Source organism: Streptomyces sp. NPDC046860 (assembly GCF_040645115.1).
Classification (GTDB): domain Bacteria; phylum Actinomycetota; class Actinomycetes; order Streptomycetales; family Streptomycetaceae; genus Streptomyces.
In genome coordinates this window covers 90,822-110,561 of the sequence record NZ_JBEYXQ010000011.1, presented here as the reverse complement: position 1 = coordinate 110,561, position 19,740 = coordinate 90,822, and the positions used below count along the sequence as shown (strand labels likewise).

Here is a 19,740-nt window from a genome sequence, read left to right as displayed (position 1 = left end):
GAGCGGCGCGGCGCTTAGCCTCCGGGACCGGTCGGACCACTCCGGGAAGACCCTGGCATATGCCTGAAGCACGCCCGTATCGTGTGTTGCCAAATCCCTTACGGGGCATCGCGGGCTGTGCCACAGTCGTAGCGGTCCTCACCGTCCCCCTCCGGCCCTACCGTCCTCTCGGAGTGCGTCATGCCGCCCCCAGTCTCCGCGGACCGCCCAGCCGCCCAGCCGCCAGGAGGCGGCCCGGTCGAGGCGCTCATCTCGCAGACGCGGCGGCTCAAGGGCGACGTGGACGCCGTACGGCGGGACGCGCGCGGCGACGGATCGGAGCAGGACCCCGACGGGCGCTGGCGACGCGCCCTGTACGACCTCGCGCTGCACCAGCTCGACGACCTCGACGCCCACCTGGCCCAGCTGCGCGACGGCCGCGCCCCGGCCGAGAGCCCCGCGGAGACCCTGTTCGGCCGGGTGGGCCGGGCGGAGTGGGGGCTGCTGACGGACGAGGCGGAGTGGTCGGTGGAGCTGTACCGCATCCTCGGCCTGGACCCCTCGGTGCCCGCCCTCACCCTGGACGAACTCCCGGCTCTGGTGCACGAGGAGGACAGACCCCGGCTCACCGCGATGGTGACGGGCTGCCTGGTGGACGCCAAGCCGATCGACGGCGAGTTCCGCGTGCTGCGGCCCGACGACTCGGTACGGACCGTGCACATGATGGGTGAGCCGGTCCTCGGCACGGACGGCGGCGCTGTCTCCATGTGGGCCGTGATCCGGGACGTGAGCGAACTGCGCCTGCACGGACGGTCGGTGGGCCCGGCCCCCGCCCGTCCGGAGCGACCCGCGGGCCGGCCCCTCAGGGGCCCGGCCGGCCTCGACCTCGCGGCGCACCACCTGCCGGGCGCACCTCCCGCCACGGCCGAGGGCGACTGGTGCGACGTACTGGAACTCCCCGGTGGGGCCGCCCTGTTGAGCCTCTGCGATCTGGGCGGCCGCGACGGGGCGGGAGACCCCGACCCCGCCACGCTGCTCGGCGCCGTGCACGGCATGGCCCTCGCGGGCACCCCTCCCGGCCATCTGCTGGCCATACTGGGCCGGTTGACGGCGACCACCTGCGCCCCGGCCGTGCGCGGCGCGGTCTGCTGCCGTTACGAGCCCCGGAACCGCACCCTGACCTGGGCGCGGTCCGGGCGCCCGGTGCCGCTGCTGTTCCGCGACGGGACGGGCAGCCGGATGACCGCACCGGACGACCCGTCACCGGGCACGCTGTCGCCGTACGGGCAGGCCGAAATCACCCTGCGCGCGGATGACGTGCTCGTGCTGCACACCGACCGGCTGGACGCGCCGGCCGTGGCCAGCGTGCTCGCCCTGGGGCCACGCCTGAGCGAGGCCCGTACCGCGCGGGACTGCGTGCGGCTGCTCGCCGGGGTGCTGGACGCGGGGCAGCACGGTGACGGCTGCGTGCTCGTCGCCAGGGTCACCGGATAGCGCGGCCCCCCGTCACGCCGGTGCCGCGCCGCCTTCGCCGCTGCGGGGCCTGGGCAGGGCCTGCCTGATCTCCTCCCGCAGTTCGCCGACCTTCGGATAGCTCGCGTACTCCGCGGTGAGCCGGTACATCTCGCGCAGCCGGTCCCAGGTGCGGCGGGAGGAGTTGGCGCCCATGGCCATCAGGGCCAGCCGGGCGTAACGGTCGGCCTGTTCGGGGTCGTCGGCGATGAAGCAGGCCGAGGCCATGGAGAGATGGTCGAAGATCTTCGACCGCTCCCGCCCGTCGACCCGGAGCGCCAGCGCCTTCTGCGCGTAGTGCTGGGCGTGCACGGCGGCGCTCGGGTCGTGCTCGGCCAGCGTGCGGTAAGCGAGGGCCTGCATGCCGTACAGATCCTCGTCCTTGAAGGTCTGCATCCAGTCCGGCTGCCGGCCGTCCTCGCGGCCGGAGACGAACAGGTCCTCGGCCTGGCCGAGCGTGCGGCGCATCGCCTGGCCCTTGCCCATCGACGCCTGCGCCCACGCCTCGATGGTGTGGAACATGGCCTTGGTTCTCGGCTGGAGCTCCTCCCCCGAGCCGGACTGGGCCAGCTTCATCAGGTCCATGGCGTCGTCCGGGCGGCCCAGGTGCACCATCTGGCGGGCCGCCCGGGACAGCGCCTCCCCGGCGCGGGGACGGTCGCCGCCCTCATGGGCCGCGTGCGTGGCTATGACGAAGTACTTCTGCGCCGTGGGCTCCAGACCCACGTCGTGGGACATCCAGCCCGCGAGGACCGCCAGGTTGGCGGCGACGCCCCACAGGCGCCGCTGGAGCTGGGGTGGGTGGTGGTAGGCGAGCATGCCGCCCACCTCGTTGAGCTGGCCCACGACCGCCTTGCGCTGCAGTCCGCCGCCGCGGGCGGCGTCCCAGGCCCGGAACACTTCGACCGAGCGCTCCAGTTCCTCGACCTCCTGGGATCCGATGGGCGCGGCCTCGTACCGGTCGAATCCGGCGGGTTCCGCGTGCAGGGGGTTGTCGAGGACGGGGGCGTCGGCCCGGAGCGTGGGGTCGGTGTGCAGCCAGTCGTGCATGGCGCTGCTGAGTGTGGCTCCCGCGGCGAGCGCGGCACCCGCGCCCACCAAGCCGCGTCGGTTGAGCATGAGGTCCATTCCCGTGAATTCGGTGAGGACCGCGGCGGTTCGCTCGGGCGCCCACAGCACGCCGTCGGGATCGTCTCGCTTCCCGTCGCCCTGCCGTTTCCCCGCACGCCCGTGCCGTACCAGACCGAGGTCCTCCATGGTCACGACACGGCCGAGACGCTCGGTGAACAGAGCCGCCAGCACCCTCGGCACCGGATCGCGCGGGATCTCTCCCATGTCGATCCAACGCCGCACGCGCGATGTGTCCGTCGACAGTTGCGGGTGGCCCATGGCCGCCGCCTGCCGGTTGACCAGTCGCGCGAGCTCGCCCTTGGACCAGCCGGCCATGCCGAACAGGTCCGCAAAGCGGGTGTTGGGTTGTCCGCTCACGTCAAGCCCCCAGGTTCTCGGCTGAGTTGACAGTAGCCCCGTGCAAGTTGCCGGGCGACTATTCGCCAGGGTTCGCCAGGGTGCGCCAGATGGTGTGCCAGTGGACGCCGGGTGTCAGGTAGGAAAGCGCCACCCCGGCCCGGCCGCCCAGGGACATTCCCCAGGGTGCGCCAGGGAGGACCGGGACGGGTGGGCGCGCACAGCCCGTCAGAAGCCTTTTCGTACCGGACCTCACGACCAAGCTTCAGCGCAGGCGACGCACAGGCAGGCACAGCAGGCACACGAAGGGATCTGTCCCATGTACGCAGCATCGTCCTCCGTGTCCGCCCCGCCCCGGCCACCACGTCCCCGCCCCGTGGGCGGCGGACCGTATCTGGACCCGGCGGCGCGACCCGGAGCACCCCTCCTGGGCGTGGGCCGGGCACCACGCATCCCCGGCCAGCCCGGTTCCCAGCCGCTCAGCGGCAGGCTGGACCTGTCCGGCCCGCAGGGGGCCCAGCTCCGCACGGCCATCGCCTCGGTGCAGCGGATCTGCCCGGAGTTCGCCCCCGTACAGGTGCTGCGCCGCGGCGGCCGCACCGTCACCTTCGTCGGTACGACCGGGCGCAGCACCGCGGTGGCCAAGTGCCTCCTGGACCACACGCCCGCCTCGGCGGAGCGGGTCCGGCACGAAATAGCCGCCTACCGTTCCTTCGTCCGGCACCGTCCGCCGGTGCGCGTCCCGCGGCTGATCGCCGCCGACCCGGACAACTGCGCACTGGTGATCGAGCGGATGCCGGGCCGGGTGGCCTCGCACCGTCGGCACCCCCTGGAGGCGCCGCCGCGCGCCGACATCCGGGCCGCGCTCGGCGCGATCTGCCGGCTGAACGCCTGGCGGCCCCCGGCCGGCACCTTCGACGCCCCGCTGGACTACGCGGCCCGCATCTCCCGCTACCACGAGCTGGGACTGCTGACCGACCGCGACCTGGGCGACCTCCAGAAGCTGCTGCACGGCATCGCCCACGCGGCGGGACGCCAGGGCATGGGCCAGTTCTGCCACGGCGACGCCCTGCTCTCCAACATCCTGATGTCCCCGGCCGGCCCGGTGCTGGTCGACTGGGAGCACGCGGGCTGGTATCTGCCGGGGTACGACCTGGCCACCCTGTGGCTGGTCCTCGCGGACGCCCCGGACGCGCGCCGTCAGATCAGCCAGCTCGCGCAGTCGGGAGGCCCGGCCTCGCGTGACGCCTTCCTGGTGAACCTCATGCTGGTGCTGACCCGCGAGATCCGGACCTACGAGACGGCCGTGCAGCGTTCGATGCACGGCGCTCCCCCGGCCCCCGCCCCCTCGGGCGTGACGCCCTCCGGCGAGGAGCAGCGGCTGCTGCTGCGCAGGCTGCACGACGACTGCCACATGGCCCGCCGGGCCGTACGCGCGGCGGTCGGTACCCGCTAGCGGGTGCCCCACAGCACCGCGGTGCGCCCGAGCGGCGGCGCACCGCGGTTCCGGGTGCCGGGCCTGCGGGGCGGGGGGTCACTGGTCTATGCCACTGACGCCGCGCAGGCCCGCGCCCCCTCAGCGCGAAACTCGCCCGAGACCTTGTGTGACATGGGAAATCACCTTCCCGAGGGCATCATTGACGGATCGTCGACAAGCCGGTACCACTGACCCAGCCCGGCGCCGGCCGTCCCGCCACGCCCCGCCCGTCACAGGAGGCCGCATTGCGAGGATTCGCCCCCGTCCCGTCGTCCGCGCCCGGCGCCAGACGCCTGAGGCGTACGGCGGGCACGCTCGCCGCGGCCGCCCTGGCGCTGCCGCTGCTCGGCGCGGCCCCGGCCGCGCCCACCGCTCCCCCGGCCGACCGCCTCCAGGCCGCGTTCGACAGCGCGGCCGCCGAGTACCGCGTGCCCCGGAGCGTGCTGCTGGCCGTCTCCTACCTGCAGTCCCGCTGGGACACGCACGCGGGCGCGCCGAGCGTCAGCGGCGGCTACGGCCCGATGCACCTGACCGACGCCCGTACCGCGCTGGCCGCGACCGAGCACCACGCGGACGGCACGGAGGACGCCCGGGGCGACAGCGCCCGCCCCGCCGTGCGTCCGAGCGCCGCGGCGCCCGCCCTGACGAAGCTGCCCGCCCGGCTGACGACGCTGCGCCGCGCGGCGGAGCTGACGGGTCTGCCGGCCGAGCGGCTGCGCACCGACCCGGCCGCCAACATCGCCGGCGGTGCCGCGCTGCTGGCCCACGCGCAGCGCGGGCTCGGCGAGCCGCTCAGCGCGGACCCGGCCGCCTGGTACGGCGCGGTGGCCCGCTTCTCCGCCGCCGAGGACCGGGCGACGGCCGCCGCGTACGCCGACGACGTGTACGACGTGCTGCGCACCGGTGAGCACCGCACCACCGATGCCGGCCAGCGGGTCGCCCTGAGCGCCGCTCCCGGACTGCGCCCGGAGAAGGCCCAGTTGGGGCGCACGGGGCTGGCCGCCGCACCCGCCGGTGACGTCGAGTGTCCGAGGTCGGTGTCGTGCGTGTCGGTCCCGGCGCCGTACGAGGAGTTCGGGGACAACGACTACGGCAACCACGACCTCGGTGTGCGCCCGGCCGCCGAGCGTGTGAAGTACATCGTCATCCATGACACCGAGGGCGGCTGGGACGGGGTCATGAACCTCATCCAGGACCCGACCTATGTGTCCTGGAACTACACGATCCGCTCGACCGACGGGTTGATCGCCCAGCATGTGAAGGCGAAGGACGTCGCCTGGCACGCGGGGAACTGGGACGTGAACGCCCGCTCGGTTGGCATCGAGCACGAGGGTTTCCTCACCGCCCCGGACACCTGGTACACGGAGGCGATGTACCGTTCCTCGGCGCGCCTGGTGAAGTACCTGTCGCGTGCCTACGGGGTGCCGCTGGACCGGCAGCACATCCTGGGCCACGAGAACGTGCCCGGCCCCACGGCCTCCACGGTGCCCGGCATGCACACCGACCCGGGCCCGTACTGGGACTGGCGGCACTACTTCGAGCTGCTCGGCCACCCGTTCAAGCGGACGGGCACCAGCCGTTCGCCGCTGGTGACGATCCTGCCGGACTACGCCTCCAACCAGCCGGTGTACACGGGCTGCACGACGAAGGGCGAGCCGTGTCCGGCGCACGGTTCCGGTGAGGTGCGGCTGTACTCCGACCACGACGTGAACGCGCCCCTGATCAAGGACATCGGTCTGGGCACGGCGCCGACGGACGGGGTCAACGACCTGTCCTCACGGGTCTCCACCGGTCAGCAGTACGCGGTCGCCGAGCGCTGGGGCGACTGGACGGCGGTCTGGTACCTGGGCCAGAAGGCGTGGTTCCGGAACCCGCACCGGACGCCGGCCGCGGTTCCCGCCTCCGGCTTCACGATCACGCCGAAGGCGGGCCTGGCGAGCGTCCCGGTGTACGGCCGGGCCTACCCGGAGAAGGAGGCGTACCCGGCGGGCGTCCCGGCGCAGTCGGTGGTGCCGCTGCCGTACACGGTCCCGGCCGGGCAGAAGTACGTCGTCGGTGACCGGATGCCGGGTGAGTACTACTACGCGGTGACCTTCACCGAGGACTCGCACCAGGTGGTGACCGGCAAGGACCTGTACTACGAGATCCAGTACGGCCACCGCGTCGGGTTCGTCCGCGCGGCGGACGTGGACGTGTCGGCCGCCCGCCGCTAGGGCCTGTCGGACAGGGCCTGGCGCGGACCTCAGCCCTGCTGGAACAGCTCCGCCGGGAGCGGCTTCAGCAGGGCGTACAGGTCGTCGGTGATGGGGCGGTCCCAGGCGGCGATGGTGACCAGGACGCCGTCGCTGCGGTCGAACTGCACGCAGGAGATCCGGCCCTCGGAGAGCTTGAGGCGGCGCACGATCAGCAGGTTGTCGCCCTGGAGGACGGGCGTGTCCTCGGAGCCGACCACGGTCACCTCCTCGTCGTTGTCCAGCGCCAGGAGCAACTGGGCGACCTCGAAGGGGATCTCGCCCTCGACGGTCTCACGGGCCGGGGAGCCCTCGGGGAGGTTGCCGATGATCATGGCGGGGCCGCGGCCGCCGAACAGGTCGTAGCGCAGGAAGACGCCCTGGCAGGTGCCGTCGGGGGCGGGCAGCAGGCCCGCGCCGAGGTTGCCGGGCCAGTCGCCGGGGTCCATGGCCAGCACGTCGAAGTCTGGTCCGGCGGGAGTGGCGCTGCGGCGGCGGAGGAACGACATGCCGCCAATGGTACGTGCCCGGACGGGCACGGCGGCGTGCGGGAGCCCGCTCGGTATGGCCCGTACGGCGTCATTCTCCGGCCGGGGCGGCCGGGATCACCGCGACGGGGCTCGCCGCGTGCAGCAGGACCGCCTGGGTGACCGAGCCCAGCATGCGCGCGGGCGCGAGCGGCCGGCGCCGGTGGCGGCCGAGGACGACCAGATCGGCGCCCGCCGAGAGGGCGACGAGCTGCCCGGCCGCGTCGCCCGGCAGCGCCTCGGCCTCGGCCTCGACGTCGGGGAACTGGGCGCGCAGCGGGTCCAGGAAGCCTTCGGCGAGGACACGGGTCTCGTTCTCGACGGCGGCCTGGTCGACGGGCGGCGGCACGAGCTGGCCGGGGGCCGACCAGGTCTGGACGGGCCAGGGGTAGACGGCGATCACCTGGAGGCGGGCGCCGAGCAGCGCGGCCTCGGCGAAGGCGAAGCCGAGGACGCCGTCGTCGGGGCTGTCGACGTGCAGTCCGACGACGACCCGGGGTCCGGGGCGGGCCGGCGGTTCGGCGTGCACCTCGCGGCCGGGAGGGGGGACGACGGCCACCGGGCAGGAGGCGTCGCGGGCGGTGGCGAGGGAGTTCGAGCCGAGGATCAGGCTGGCGAAGCCGCCCCGGCCGCGCGAGCCGACCACCAGCAGCTGGGCGTCGGCGCCGAGTTCGGGCAGGACGGCGCCGGGGACGCCCTCGACGGCGACGTACTCCACCGTGGGCAGGCCGGAGCGGTCGGCGAGCCGGTCGCGCACCTCGTCCAGGACGGGGTCGCCGCTCTCGTCGGGCGGGTCGGCGACGAGGATGTCGGCCTCGCCCCAGGCGGCGTACTGGCGCACGTGCACGACGCGCAGCGGGGCGACGCGGCGGCGGGCGGCTTCCAGGGCCCAGTCGAGGGCGCGCAGGCTGTCCTCGGAACCGTCGACCGCGGCGATGACCGGCGCAGCGCTCATCGTTCCTCACCTCCGGGAAAGACGCCCCCGTGCCGGGGCGGGCCTCTTGTCGGGGTCAGCCTCGCTCAGCGGCGCTCCCGGAAGGGCGCCGCGGCGGGCGTGTCCGGCGATTGCGGCCGGAACACCCCCGGTCGGCTCCGGCTCGGGGGACCGCCGGGCCGGTCAGGTGAGGTCGAACTCGCCCTCGCGGGCGCCGGAGACGAAGGCACCCCATTCGGCGGGGGTGAAGATCAGGGAGGGGTTCTCCGGGCGGCGGCCGTTGCGCATGGCGATGAAGCCCTCGACGAAGGCGATCTGCACATCGCCCAGCCCTCTGCTGCCGGACTGCCACTCGGCCCCGCTGAGATCCAGGTCCGGCTTGTCCCAGCCCGCGAGCGACTGCTGCTGGATGGTGCTCTCGGCCACGTCGGTGCTCCTCCCGTTACCGCGTCCGCGGCTCAGCCTAGCGACCGTGCGGGGCGGCGCACAGGCCACGTGAGGGGGACCTTGGGGCGGGTGGGGGTACGGCGCGGCGGTCCGCGCGCGGAAAAATCCCGGCCCGCCCCTTGCCCGGGGCCCGATGGCCTGAATTACTGGCCTCGGCGAGATCGACCGAATGATCGGTCGTCCGTATTGCGTGTCGTGTGCGAAGGGGTGCCCCGATGGCGGAGGAGACGGACCTGCTGGACGCGGGCGAGCGGCTGCGGCCCGAGGAGCTGCGGGCGCTCCAGCTGGAGCGGCTGCGCGCCTCGCTGCGCCACGCCTACACCCATGTGCCGTTCTACCGGGAGTCCTTCGACAAGGCCGGGGTGCGCCCGGAGGACTGCCGGTCGCTCGCCGACCTCGCGCACTTCCCGTTCACCACCAAGGCGGACCTGCGGGCGAACTACCCGTACGGGATGTTCGCGGTGCCCAGGGATCGGGTGCGGCGGCTGCACGCCTCCAGCGGGACGACGGGGCTGCCCACGGTGGTGGGCTACACGGACAACGACCTCTCGGTGTGGGCCGACATGGTGGCCCGCTCGATCCGGGCGGCGGGTGGGCGGCCCGGTGACATCGTCCATGTGGCGTACGGCTACGGCCTGTTCACCGGAGGGCTGGGCGCGCACTACGGTGCCGAGCGGCTGGGCTGCACGGTGGTGCCCGCCTCCGGCGGCATGACGTCGCGGCAGGTGCGGCTGATCCAGGATCTCGGGCCCGGCGTCATCATGGTCACGCCCTCGTACATGCTGACCCTGCTGGACGAGTTCGAGCGGCAGGGCGTGGACCCGCGGTCCACCTCGCTCAGGGTGGGGGTGTTCGGGGCGGAGCCGTGGACGGAGAGCATGCGGCGGGAGATCGAGGAGCGGTTCGCCATCGACGCCGTGGACATCTACGGGCTGTCGGAGGTGATGGGCCCGGGGGTGGCGCAGGAGTGCGTGGAGACCAAGGACGGCCTCCATGTGTGGGAGGACCACTTCTATCCGGAGGTGGTGGACCCGGTCACCGGTGAGGTGCTGCCGGAGGGCGAGCGGGGCGAGCTGGTGTTCACCTCGCTGACCAAGGAGGCCATGCCGGTCGTCCGGTACCGGACGCGGGACCTGACCCGGCTGCTGCCGGGGACGGCGCGGGCGTTCCGGCGGATGGAGAAGATCACCGGGCGCAGCGACGACATGGTGATCCTGCGCGGGGTCAATCTGTTCCCCACCCAGATCGAGGAGATCGTGCTGCGCACCCCGGGGGTGGCCCCGCACTTCCAGCTCCGGCTGACGCGGGAAGGACGCATGGACGCGCTCACCGTACGGGCGGAGGCGCGTCCGGGGGCCACGCCGGAGGTGCGGGAGGCGGCGGCCCGGTCGATCGCGGCGGCGGCGAAGGACGGGATCGGGGTGTCGGTGTCCGTGGAGGTCGTGGAGCCGGAGTCGCTGGAGCGCTCGGTCGGCAAGATCCGCCGCATCGTGGACCTGCGCCCGCGTTAGCCCGGCGCGCTCGCGCTCAGCCCAGGCGGTCGCGCAGTTCCCGCTTGAGGATCTTGCCGCTGGCGTTGCGTGGGAGCGCGGCCACGAAGTGCACCCGCTTGGGCGCCTTGAAGGCGGGCAGGGCTTCGCGGACGTGGGCGATCAGCGCGTCCTCGGTGGCCTCGCCCCGCAGTACGACGACGGCGGTGACGGCCTCGACCCAGCGTTCGTCGGGCAGCCCGATCACCGCGGCCTCGGCGACCGCCTCGTGGGTGTAGAGGGCGTCCTCGACCTGGCGGGAGGCGACCAGCACCCCGCCGGAGTTGATGACGTCCTTCACCCGGTCGACGATCCGGAAGTAGCCGTCGGCGTCCCGGACCGCGAGGTCACCGGAGCGGAACCAGCCGTCGCGGAAGGCGGCCGCGGTCTCCTCCGGCTCGTCCCAGTAGCCCTCGCACAGCTGGGGCGAGCGGTAGACGATCTCGCCGGGGGTGCCGTCCGGCACGTCCCGGCCGTCCTCGTCGACCACGCGGGCGTCGACGAACAGCACGGTGCGCCCGCAGGAGTCGAGGCGGCCCTTGTGCTCGTCCGGGGCGAGGACGGTGGCGAGCGGGCCGATCTCGCTCTGCCCGAAGCAGTTGTAGAAGGCGAGTCCGGGCAGGCGTTCGCGCAGCCGCTCCAGCACGGGCACCGGCATGACCGACGCGCCGTAGTACGCCTTGCGCAGGCCGTCCAGGTCGCGGTCGGCGAAGTCGGGGCGGCCGGCGAGCGCGATCCACACGGTGGGCGGCGCGAACAGGCTGTCGCAGCGGCCCGTCTCGATCAGGTCGAGGAGGAGGTCGCCGTCGGGGGCGTCTAGGACGGTGTTCGTCGCGCCGACCGCGAGGTAGGGCAGCAGGAAGACGTGCATCTGCGCGGAGTGGTAGAGCGGGAGCGCGTGCGCGGGGAGGTCGCCGGCGCTCAGGTCGAGGGCGGTGATCGCGCTCAGGTACTCGTGGACCAGTGCCCGGTGGGTCATCATCGCGCCCTTGGGCCGCGCGGTGGTGCCCGAGGTGTACAGCAGCTGGACGAGGTCCTCGGCGCGCGGCTCCGGCCCGTCGTAGGGCTCGGTGCCGGCCAGCCGGGCGAGCAGGGAGCCGTCGGCGTCGCGCAGCGGGAGGGTGCGGGTGCCGGCCGGGAGCCGGTCGGCGAGGGCGGGGTCGGTGAGGGTGAGCGCGCTGCCGGACTGCTCCAGCGGGTAGGCGAGGTCGGCGCCGGTCAGGTTCTGGTTGACGGGGACGTGGACGAGCCCCGCGCGGGCGCAGCCGAGGAAGGCGAGGAGGTAGGCGTCGGAGTTGTGGCCGTAGGCGGCGACCCGGTCGCCCTTCTCCAGACCCTCGGCCAGCAGCAGCGCGGCGGCCCGGGAGACGGCGTCGTCGAGTTCCGCGTAGGTCCAGGAGCGGTCGCCGTACTTCAGCGCCACGCGGGCCGGGGTGCGGCGGGCGCTGCGCCGCAGCACCCCGTCGACGGTGCTGCCGTGTCCCTGTGTCATGAGAGCCGATACTCGGGCCGGCGGCCCCCCAGGTCAAGATCCTTCGCTGCCGTCACTCCCCCAGCACGGCCATCGCCGCGTTGTGTCCCGGCACCCCGCTGACACCGCCGCCGCGCACCGCGCCCGCGCCGCACAGCAGGACGTTGGCGTGCCGGGTCTCCACGCCCCAGCGGCCGGTGCCGTCCTGGGCGTAGGGCCAGGTCAGCGCGCGGTGGAAGATGTTGCCGCCGGGCAGGCCGAGGTCGCGGTCGAGGTCGAGCGGGGTCTTCGCCTCGATGCAGGGGCGGCCGTCGTCGTCGGTGGCCAGGCAGTCCGCGAGGGGTTCGGCGAGGTGGGCGTCGAGCTGGGCGAGGGTGGACTTCAGCAGTTCCTCGCGTACGGCGTCGTTGTCGTGGGCGAAGAGGCGGGCGGGGGTGTGCAGGCCGAAGAGGGTGAGGGTCTGGTAGCCGCGGGCGGCGAGGTCGGGGCCGAGGATGGTGGGGTCGGTCAGGGAGTGGCAGTAGATCTCCGAGGGCGGCGCGGCGGGGAGTTCACCGGCGGCGGCCTGGGCGTGGGCGGTGGCGAGCTGCTGGTAGCCCTCGGCGATGTGGAAGGTGCCGGCGAACGCCTCGCGCGGGTCGACGGAGCTGTCCTTGAGCCGGGGCAGCCGCTTGAGCAGCATGTTCACCTTGAGCTGGGCGCCCTCGGCGGGTTCGGGGGCGATGTCGCCGGTGAGGGCGGCCAGTTCGCGCGGGGAGGCGTTGACCAGGACGTGGCGGGCTGCGGCGACCCCCTCGCCGTGGGCGGTGCGGTAGGTGACCTCGGCGGTGCGGCCGTCGGTGTCGATCCGGATCGCCTCGTGCCCCGTGACGATCTCGGCGCCGGCCGCGCGGGCCGCCCCGGCGAGGGCGTCGGTGAGGGCGCCCATGCCGCCGACCGGGACGTCCCAGGCGCCGGTCCCGCCGCCGATGACGTGGTAGAGGAAGCAGCGGTTCTGGGCGAGGGAGGGGTCGTGGGCGTCGGCGAAGGTGCCGATCAGGGCGTCGGTGAGGACGACGCCGCGCACGAGGTCGTCGTGGAAGTTCTCCTCGACGGCGACACCGATCGGCTCCTCGAACAGGGTCCGCCAGGCGCGCTCGTCGGCGACGCGGGCGCGCAGGGCGGCTCGGGTCGGCAGCGGTTCGGTGAGGGTGGGGAAGACGCGCCGGGCGACCTCGGTGGTCATGCCGTAGAAGCGCTGCCAGGCGGTGAACTCGCTCTCGGAGCCGGTGAGTTCGGCGAAGGCGCGCCGGGTGCGCTCCTCGTCGCCCCCGACGAGGAGCCCGGTGGCCCGGCCGCCGCGCTCGACGGGGGTGTACGAGGAGACGGTGCGGCCCTGGACCCGGAAGCCCAGCCCGAGGTCCTGGACGATCTTGTCGGGGAGCAGGCTGACGAGGTAGGAGTAGCGCGACAGCCGGGCGTCGACCCCGGCGAACGGCCGGCTGGAGACGGCCGCGCCGCCCGTGTGACCGAGGCGCTCCAGCAGCAGGACCGAGCGGCCGGCGCGGGCCAGATAGGCCGCCGCGACCAGGCCGTTGTGGCCCCCGCCGACGATGACGGCGTCGTACGTCCGGGTTCCCTCGTTTGCAGGCATGGTTCTTGGTAGCACGGATGATCTTCGCCGGATAGGGGTCCGCCGGGTAGGGGTCCGTCGGCGCGGGGTGCGGAGGGTCAGGCGAGGGCCGCCATGAAGTCCACGCACGCCTGTGCGCAGGTCCGGCACGCGGCGGCGGCGTTCTCGGCGCCGGGCTGGCCCTCGAACGCCTCGGCGGCCTCGACGCACAGCGAGCGGCACCACTCCAGCTGGAGCCTGATCTCGTCCTCGGTGCCCTCGCCGTCCGCGCGGCCCTCCTCGGACAGCGCGCGGCAGGTCGTGTCGCAGACCTCGGCGCACATGATGCCGAGCCGCCGGGCGCGTTCCTGCCCGGCGGTCCCGTACGACCCGACGAGGCTGGCGCGCACGGCGCAGGCCCGCGCGCAGTCGGAGCACGCCTGGGCGCAGGCGAACCGGTCCTCCAGGAACTGGTAGAGCTGCTCTCGCGATGGGGGCGGAGGTGTCACACGGGGCGGGTAGCCGAGGCGCGGCGGCGTAAACGCGCGCGTGCCGGCCCGGTGGGCGCGGGATCGCGCCGGACACATGCAGTGCGCGCAGGGCGACGGAAAGTGGTCGATTCGCGCCCCTTACCGGCCGGTTCGCACCTTTTATAGGGGGTACTCCATTGCTATGAACAGCGCAATGACTCAGTTGGCGGCACCGAGCGGGCTCATCAGCCTGGTGCTCTTCGTCGTGGCCGTGGCCGTGCTGGGGCTGCTCGCGGGCGGCTTCTGGATCACTTGCCGGATCAAGGACAGTGAACCGCCCCGCCCCAGCGCCGATGAACAGCCGCACCTTCCTCCGGAGGGTGCGACGCGGGAGGTGCAGGAGAACAGGGAACCCGACGAGATACCGCGCACCCCCAAGGGCGGGCGTGCGCTCCTCCCGTACGAACTGACCAACATGGGCACCAAGACCAGCGAGAACAAGGACCGTCCGCGCTGGAGCAGGGGCTCCAGCGGCTCCTTCGGCGGAGGCGGCCTGGGCGCCCACTGACGGGAGCCCGGTACCGGGACCGTGTCAGCGTGGCCGCGCGTCGAGCGCTTCGACGTGGGCCACGTTGGCGCGGTCCTCCTCGTCCTGGCTGGGCGCGGCCGCGAACCAGGCGTCGAGGATCTCCTTCAGCAGCGGCGCCGAGGTGAGCCGCAGGCTGAGCGCGAGGACGTTGGCGTCGTTCCAGCGGCGCGCGCCGTCCGCCGTCACGGCGTCCGCACAGAGAGCGGCGCGCACGCCCGGCACCTTGTTCGCGGCGATCGAGGCGCCGGTCCCGGTCCAGCAGCAGACGACCGCCTGCTCGGCGACGCCGCGCGCGACGTCCCGTGCGGCGGCCTCCGAGCACAGCGCCCACCGCGGGTCCGCCCCCGGGCGCAGCGCGCCGTACGGGCGCACCTGATGCCCCCGCTCCCGCAGCTCCGCCACGAGAAGGCGGGCCACCGGTTCGTCCATGTCGGAGGAGACGGAGATCCGCACGGGGCACCCCTTTTCGTTTCGCCTGATCAGGCCCCCACGCTACCCAATTCGCCGCCCAACTCGGCCCGCGATGCGGCCGGATGGGATTGACGCCACCACTTTTACTTAGAGTAGCCTTGCCTAAGTTACCGGTTTCCGGAGGGTGGCTGGTGGGATCAGGGGAACCGTCGGGGCGGGACGTCCTGGCACGCTCGGTCAGGGGTCAGGCCCGGCGCGTCGCGCTGGGCGCGGGGTTCGGCTGCGTGCACCAACTGGGGGAAGCCCTGGTCCCGGTGCTCATCGGCGTCGTCATCGACCAGGCGGTGGCCGGGCAGGACGCCGGACGGCTGCTGCTGTGGCTTGCGGTGCTCGCGGTCGTGTACGTGTGCCTGTCCTGGAGCTTCCGGCTGGGCGCGCGCTCGGGTGAGCGCGCCGCCGAGGAGGCCGCGCACACGCTCCGGCTCGCGGTGGTACGCCGGGTGCTGCACCCGCGCGGAGGCGCGGAGGCGGGACTGCTCCCCGGCGAGCTGGCGAACGTGGCCACCGAGGACGCCAAGCGGGTCGGCGCGGTCAACATGGCGCTGATGAGCGGGACATGGGCGGCCGCCGGTGTCGCGGTGAGCGCGGTCGCGCTGCTGGTCACCTCGGTTCCGCTGGGGCTGATCGTGCTGATCGGCACCCCGGTGCTGCTGTGGCTGGGGCACTTGCTCGGCAAGCCGCTGGAGCGGCGCAGCGAGGCCGAGCAGGACCGGGCGGCGCACGCCTCGGGGGTGGCTGCCGACCTGGTGGCCGGCCTGCGGGTGCTGAAGGGGCTGGGTGCCGAGCGCGCCGCCGTCGAGCGGTACCGCCACGCCAGCCGGGTGTCGCTGGCGGCGACGCTGCGCGCGGCGCGTGCCGAGTCCTGGCAGACCGGGCTCGTGCTGGCGCTGACGGGCGGGTTCATCGCGCTGATCGCCCTGGTGGGAGGGCGGCTGGCTCTCGAAGGGGAGTTGTCCCTCGGCCAGTTGGTGTCGGCGGTGGGGCTGGCGCTGTTCCTGCTGGGCCCGTTGGAGACCTTCGCCTGGGTGAACGCCGAGCTGGCGCAGGGCCGGGCGTCGGCGGCCCGGATCGCCGCGGTGCTGTCCGCGGCGCCCGCCGTGAGCGGCGGCGACGACGCGGTGCCGGAACCGGTGCGCGGTGCGCTGCGGCTGCGCGGGGTCGGGCTCGGCGGTCCGGACGGCGTCGATCTCGACCTGCCCGCCGGGCTCCTGACCGGGATCGCGGTGACCGATCCGGCCGCCGCCGAGGCCCTGCTGCGCTGCCTGGGCCGGGAGCACGATCCCGGGACGGGTTCCGTCGAGCTGGACGGCGTACCCCTGACCCGGCTGGACCCGGACGCGCTGCGGGCGGCCGTCCTGGTGGCCGCGCACGACGCCGCGCTGTTCGGCGGGTCGCTCGCCGCCAATGTGACGCCGGATCAGGAGGCGGGCGATGCGGACCCGTTCACCGAGCGCGTGCTCGCCGCCGCCCGGGTGGACGAGGTCGCCCGGTCCCTGCCCGACGGCACCGCCACCGAGGTGGGCGAGGGGGGCCGCGCCCTGTCCGGAGGCCAGCGTCAACGGGTGCTGCTGGCAAGGGCGTTGCGCGCCGGGACGCCCGTACTGGTGCTGCACGACCCGACGACCGCCGTGGACGCGGTGACCGAGGCGCGTATCGCGCGGGGGCTGCGGGAGACACGGCGCGGGCGCACCACGGTCGTGGTGACCAACAGCCCCGCCCTGCTCGCCGTCACCGACCGCGTCGTCCTGCTCGACGGCGGCCGTGTGGGCGCCGAGGGCACCCACGAAGAGCTCGTACGGACCGACGACGGCTACCGAAGGGCGGTGCTGGCATGACCGCGCCCGCGCGGGGGACGGACGCCTCGGCGCTCCTCCCCACCGCCACCCCCGCCCGTACCCGGGCCGTGGTGCGTGAACTGCTCGGCCCGCACAAGGTGCTGGCGTCCGCCGGGTTCGGGCTGCTGCTCCTGGCGACCTCGGTGGGCCTGGTCACGCAGCCGCTGCTGGGGCACATCGTGGACCTGGTGACCGGGCACCGCGCCCCGGGCGCCCTGACCTGGCCGGTGGCCGCGCTGGCCGGGGTGGCCGTCGCGCAGGGCGTGCTGACCGCGTTCGGGATGTCGCTGGTGTCCCGGCTGGGCGAGACCGTGCTGGCCCGGCTGCGCGAGCTGTTCGTGGAGCGGGCGCTCGCGCTGCCGCTGGAGCGGGTGGAACGGGCCGGCTCCGGCGACCTGAACGCCCGTGTCACCCGCGACGTCTCCCGGGTCGCGGACGCGGTGCGCGGCGCGCTGCCCGAGCTGGCCCGCTCCGCGCTGTCCATCGTGCTGACCCTGGGCGCGCTGGCCCTGCTGGACTGGCGCTTCCTGATGGCCGCGCTGCTCGCGGTACCGGTGCAGGCGCACACGGCCCGCTGGTACGTGCGCAACGCCGTCCCGCTCTACGGGCGTGAGCGGATCGCGGCCGGGGCGCAGCAGCAGCAGTTGCTGGACACCGTCGGCGGGGCCCGGACGGTCAGGGCGCACCGGCTCCAGGACGGCCACACCGAGCGGGTGACCGCGCGTTCGCGGGCGGCTGTGGAGCTGACGATGCGCGGGGTGCGGCTGGTGCTGCGCTTCTACAGCCGGCTGCACATCGCCGAGTACGTGGGGCTGGCCGCCGTGCTGGTGACCGGGTTCGCGCTGGTGCGCTCCGGTTCGGCGTCGGTGGGTACGGCCACGGCGGCGGCCCTGTACTTCCACAGCCTCTTCGGGCCGGTCAACACCGCGCTGGTGCTGCTGGACGACGCCCAGTCCGCGACGGCCGGACTGGCCCGGCTCGTCGGTGTCGTGGACGAACCCGCGCCGGCGCGGGCCGGACGGGCGGACCGGCCGGAGTCCCTCCCGTCGGTGAAGCTCACCGGGGTCTGTCACGCGTACGTGCCGGGCCGTCCCGTGCTGCACGGGGTGGATCTGGAGGTGCGCCCCGGGGAGCGGGTCGCGCTGGTCGGTACCACCGGTGCGGGCAAGACGACGCTGGCCAGGCTGGTGGCCGGGCTGCACGCGCCGACGGCCGGGCGGGTCGAGGTCGGCGGTGCCGGGCCGGACGCCGCGGGCCACCTGGTGGGGCTGGTCACCCAGGAGGTGCACGTCTTCGCCGGCCCTCTCGCCGACGACCTGCGGCTGGCCCGCCCGGACGCGGACGACAAGGAGCTGCGGGAGGCGCTGACCGCGGTGGGCGCCCTCGGCTGGGCCGAGGCGCTGCCCGAGGGGCTGGACACGGTCGTGGGCGAGGGCGGGCACCGGCTCACCGCCGACCGCGCCCAGCAGCTCGCGCTGGCCCGGCTGATGCTGGCCGACCGGCCCGTGGTCGTGCTGGACGAGGCGACGGCGGAGGCGGGGAGTTCGGGCGCCCGGGTCCTGGACGAGGCGGCCGAGCGCGCGCTGCGCGGCCGTACCGCGCTCGTGGTCGCCCACCGGCTCAGCCAGGCGGCGGCCGCCGACCGGATCGTCGTGCTGCGCGACGGCCGGGTGGCCGAGAGCGGCACGCACGCCGGACTCCTCGCCGCCCGGGGCGCGTACGCCGCCCTGTGGGACGCCTGGTCGGGCAGCCGCTCCCCCGCCGGGACGGGCCCCTGACCCCGCACACCGACGCAGGACCTTTCACCACGACGAGAAGGATCACCTGATGCCCCGCGCCACCAGAGCCTCCCGGCTGACCGGTCTGCTCACCTCCGTCCTCCTGCTGGCGGTGACCGCGGTCGCCTGCGGCTCCTCCGACTCCGGCCCGGACGCCTCCGACTCCGGCGCCAAGGGCTCCGCCGGGGCCGCGTACCCGGTGACGATCGCCCACAAGTACGGCAGCACGACGGTCGCGTCCGAGCCGAAGCGGATCGTCACCGTCGGCCTGACCGACCAGGACGCCGTGCTCGCGCTGGGCAAGGTGCCGGTGGGCACGACCGAGTGGCTCGGCGGCTACAAGGGCGCGGTCGGCCCCTGGGCCGAGGACAGGCTCGGTTCCTCCCCCGCGCCGACGGTCCTGAAGGACACCGGCACCGGCCCGCAGGTGGAGAAGATCGCCGCGCTGCGCCCCGACCTGATCCTGGCCGTGTACTCGGGGCTGACCAAGTCGCAGTACGCGAGCCTGTCGAAGTTCGCGCCGGTGGTGGCCCAGCCGAAGGAGTTCAACGACTTCGGGGTGCCGTGGCAGCGCCAGACCGAGGTGATCGGCAAGGCGCTCGGCAAGGAGGCCGAGGCGAAGAAGCTGGTGGCGGGCGTGCAGGGCAGGTTCGCGGCGGCCCGTGCGGCCAATCCGGGTTTCGCGGGGTCGACGGCGGTGGTGGCGACGCCGTACGAGGGCACGTTCGTCTTCGGCAGCCAGGACCCGCGTTCCCGGCTGCTGTCGGACCTCGGCTTCGCCCTGCCGAAGGACCTGGACAAGGTGATCGGCGACAAGTTCGGCGCCAACATCAGCAAGGAGCGCCTGGACCTGCTCGACCAGGGTGTGGCGGTGTGGATCGTCCCGGACCTCGGTTCCGCCGTCACCAAGCTGCACCGGGACCCGGTCTACCGCGACCTGGACGTGGTGAAGCAGGGCCGCGAGGTGTTCGTGAAGGAGACCGGTGACTACGGCAACGCGGTCTCCCTGTCCACGGTGCTGAGCATCCCCTACGTCCTGGACCGTCTGGTCCCGCAGCTCGCGGCGGCCTCGGACGGCAAGCCGGCGACGAAGGTGGGGCAGCCGGCGTCCTGAGACGACGCCGCGAAGGAGGGGCGGGCCCGCGCGACGGGCCCGCCCCTCCTTCGTTCTCTCGCAGATACTCAGGCTCCGTCGGCCATGGCCTCGATCAGGCTCTTGGGCCGCATGTCCGTCCAGTGGGTCTCGATGTGGTCGAGGCACTCCTGACGGGACGCCGGGCCGTGGACGACCGTCCAGCCGGGCGGGACGGCGACGAAGTCGGGCCAGAGGCTGTGCTGGCCCTCGTCGTTGACGAGGGCGGTGTAGACGCCGTCGGGGTTCTCGAACGGGTTGCTCATGGCGGGCTCTCCTTGCCTTCCGGTCGGGACGGGG

Annotated in this window: 17 protein-coding genes; 8 read left to right on the top strand and 9 right to left on the bottom strand. The window is 74.0% G+C overall.

Annotated features, from left to right (window positions below):
* Positions 1 to 180 precede the first annotated feature (180 nt).
* Positions 181 to 1,473, top strand: coding sequence for a SpoIIE family protein phosphatase (locus ABZ898_RS18020; protein ID WP_361659215.1), 1,293 nt, complete (start codon positions 181 to 183; stop codon positions 1,471 to 1,473).
* Positions 1,474 to 1,485: 12 nt separating this feature from the next.
* Here the strand turns inward: ABZ898_RS18020 and ABZ898_RS18015 are convergent, their stop codons facing one another.
* Positions 1,486 to 2,979 (bottom strand): hypothetical protein, encoded by a 1,494-nt coding sequence (locus ABZ898_RS18015; protein WP_361659212.1) that lies wholly within the window; start codon positions 2,977 to 2,979, stop codon positions 1,486 to 1,488.
* Between the two features lie 298 nt (positions 2,980 to 3,277).
* On the opposite strand from ABZ898_RS18015, the gene ABZ898_RS18010 reads away from it, so the two are divergent.
* Both ABZ898_RS18010 and ABZ898_RS18005 read left to right on the top strand, forming a co-directional pair.
* On the top strand, positions 3,278 to 4,414 hold the full coding sequence (locus ABZ898_RS18010) for an aminoglycoside phosphotransferase family protein (RefSeq protein ID WP_361659209.1): 1,137 nt from the start codon (positions 3,278 to 3,280) through the stop codon (positions 4,412 to 4,414).
* Positions 4,415 to 4,680: 266 nt separating this feature from the next.
* On the top strand, positions 4,681 to 6,648 hold the full coding sequence (locus ABZ898_RS18005) for a peptidoglycan recognition family protein (protein WP_361659207.1): 1,968 nt from the start codon (positions 4,681 to 4,683) through the stop codon (positions 6,646 to 6,648).
* Positions 6,649 to 6,677: 29 nt separating this feature from the next.
* Here the strand turns inward: ABZ898_RS18005 and ABZ898_RS18000 are convergent, their stop codons facing one another.
* From ABZ898_RS18000 to ABZ898_RS17990, 3 genes are all read right to left on the bottom strand, one after another.
* Positions 6,678 to 7,175, bottom strand: a complete 498-nt coding sequence (locus ABZ898_RS18000; protein ID WP_361659204.1) for a hypothetical protein — start codon at positions 7,173 to 7,175, stop codon at positions 6,678 to 6,680.
* 70 nt (positions 7,176 to 7,245) lie between these two features.
* Positions 7,246 to 8,148 (bottom strand): universal stress protein, encoded by a 903-nt coding sequence (locus ABZ898_RS17995; protein ID WP_361659202.1) that lies wholly within the window; start codon positions 8,146 to 8,148, stop codon positions 7,246 to 7,248.
* A gap of 162 nt (positions 8,149 to 8,310) precedes the next feature.
* Positions 8,311 to 8,553, bottom strand: coding sequence for a DUF397 domain-containing protein (locus ABZ898_RS17990; protein WP_361659199.1), 243 nt, complete (start codon positions 8,551 to 8,553; stop codon positions 8,311 to 8,313).
* A 236-nt stretch (positions 8,554 to 8,789) separates the two neighbouring features.
* On the opposite strand from ABZ898_RS17990, the gene paaK reads away from it, so the two are divergent.
* Positions 8,790 to 10,085 carry a phenylacetate--CoA ligase PaaK gene (gene paaK / locus ABZ898_RS17985; RefSeq protein WP_361659196.1) on the top strand — a complete coding sequence of 432 codons (1,296 nt, stop codon included), beginning with the start codon at positions 8,790 to 8,792 and terminating at the stop codon, positions 10,083 to 10,085.
* Between the two features lie 16 nt (positions 10,086 to 10,101).
* Here the strand turns inward: paaK and ABZ898_RS17980 are convergent, their stop codons facing one another.
* From ABZ898_RS17980 to ABZ898_RS17970, 3 genes are all read right to left on the bottom strand, one after another.
* Positions 10,102 to 11,595: a fatty acyl-CoA synthetase gene (locus ABZ898_RS17980; protein WP_361659193.1), complete on the bottom strand. Its 1,494-nt coding sequence runs from the start codon at positions 11,593 to 11,595 to the stop codon at positions 10,102 to 10,104.
* A 52-nt stretch (positions 11,596 to 11,647) separates the two neighbouring features.
* Entirely contained in the window at positions 11,648 to 13,207 is a 1,560-nt protein-coding gene (locus ABZ898_RS17975; protein WP_361659191.1) for an NAD(P)/FAD-dependent oxidoreductase, read from the bottom strand.
* A 77-nt stretch (positions 13,208 to 13,284) separates the two neighbouring features.
* A complete protein-coding gene (locus ABZ898_RS17970; protein ID WP_361659188.1) occupies positions 13,285 to 13,674 on the bottom strand; it encodes a ferredoxin in 390 nt (129 codons plus the stop codon).
* Between the two features lie 163 nt (positions 13,675 to 13,837).
* On the opposite strand from ABZ898_RS17970, the gene ABZ898_RS17965 reads away from it, so the two are divergent.
* Positions 13,838 to 14,203, top strand: a complete 366-nt coding sequence (locus tag ABZ898_RS17965; RefSeq protein ID WP_361659185.1) for a DUF6479 family protein — start codon at positions 13,838 to 13,840, stop codon at positions 14,201 to 14,203.
* A 24-nt stretch (positions 14,204 to 14,227) separates the two neighbouring features.
* Here the strand turns inward: ABZ898_RS17965 and ABZ898_RS17960 are convergent, their stop codons facing one another.
* Positions 14,228 to 14,677 (bottom strand): RpiB/LacA/LacB family sugar-phosphate isomerase, encoded by a 450-nt coding sequence (locus ABZ898_RS17960; protein WP_361659183.1) that lies wholly within the window; start codon positions 14,675 to 14,677, stop codon positions 14,228 to 14,230.
* Positions 14,678 to 14,826: 149 nt separating this feature from the next.
* On the opposite strand from ABZ898_RS17960, the gene ABZ898_RS17955 reads away from it, so the two are divergent.
* The 3 genes from ABZ898_RS17955 to ABZ898_RS17945 are packed head-to-tail and all read left to right on the top strand — an operon-like array spanning position 14,827 to position 19,422.
* Complete coding sequence (locus ABZ898_RS17955) at positions 14,827 to 16,530, top strand: ABC transporter ATP-binding protein (RefSeq protein ID WP_361659180.1); 1,704 nt, start codon at positions 14,827 to 14,829, stop codon at positions 16,528 to 16,530.
* Positions 16,527 to 18,308: an ABC transporter ATP-binding protein gene (locus ABZ898_RS17950; protein ID WP_361659177.1), complete on the top strand. Its 1,782-nt coding sequence runs from the start codon at positions 16,527 to 16,529 to the stop codon at positions 18,306 to 18,308. Before ABZ898_RS17955 ends, ABZ898_RS17950 begins: the two co-directional genes overlap by 4 nt.
* Before the next feature lie 49 nt (positions 18,309 to 18,357).
* Entirely contained in the window at positions 18,358 to 19,422 is a 1,065-nt protein-coding gene (locus ABZ898_RS17945) for an iron-siderophore ABC transporter substrate-binding protein (RefSeq protein WP_361659174.1), read from the top strand.
* Positions 19,423 to 19,490: 68 nt separating this feature from the next.
* On the opposite strand, the gene ABZ898_RS17940 is transcribed toward ABZ898_RS17945, so the two are convergent.
* Entirely contained in the window at positions 19,491 to 19,706 is a 216-nt protein-coding gene (locus ABZ898_RS17940) for an MbtH family protein (protein ID WP_361659171.1), read from the bottom strand.
* Positions 19,707 to 19,740: the final 34 nt, after the last annotated feature.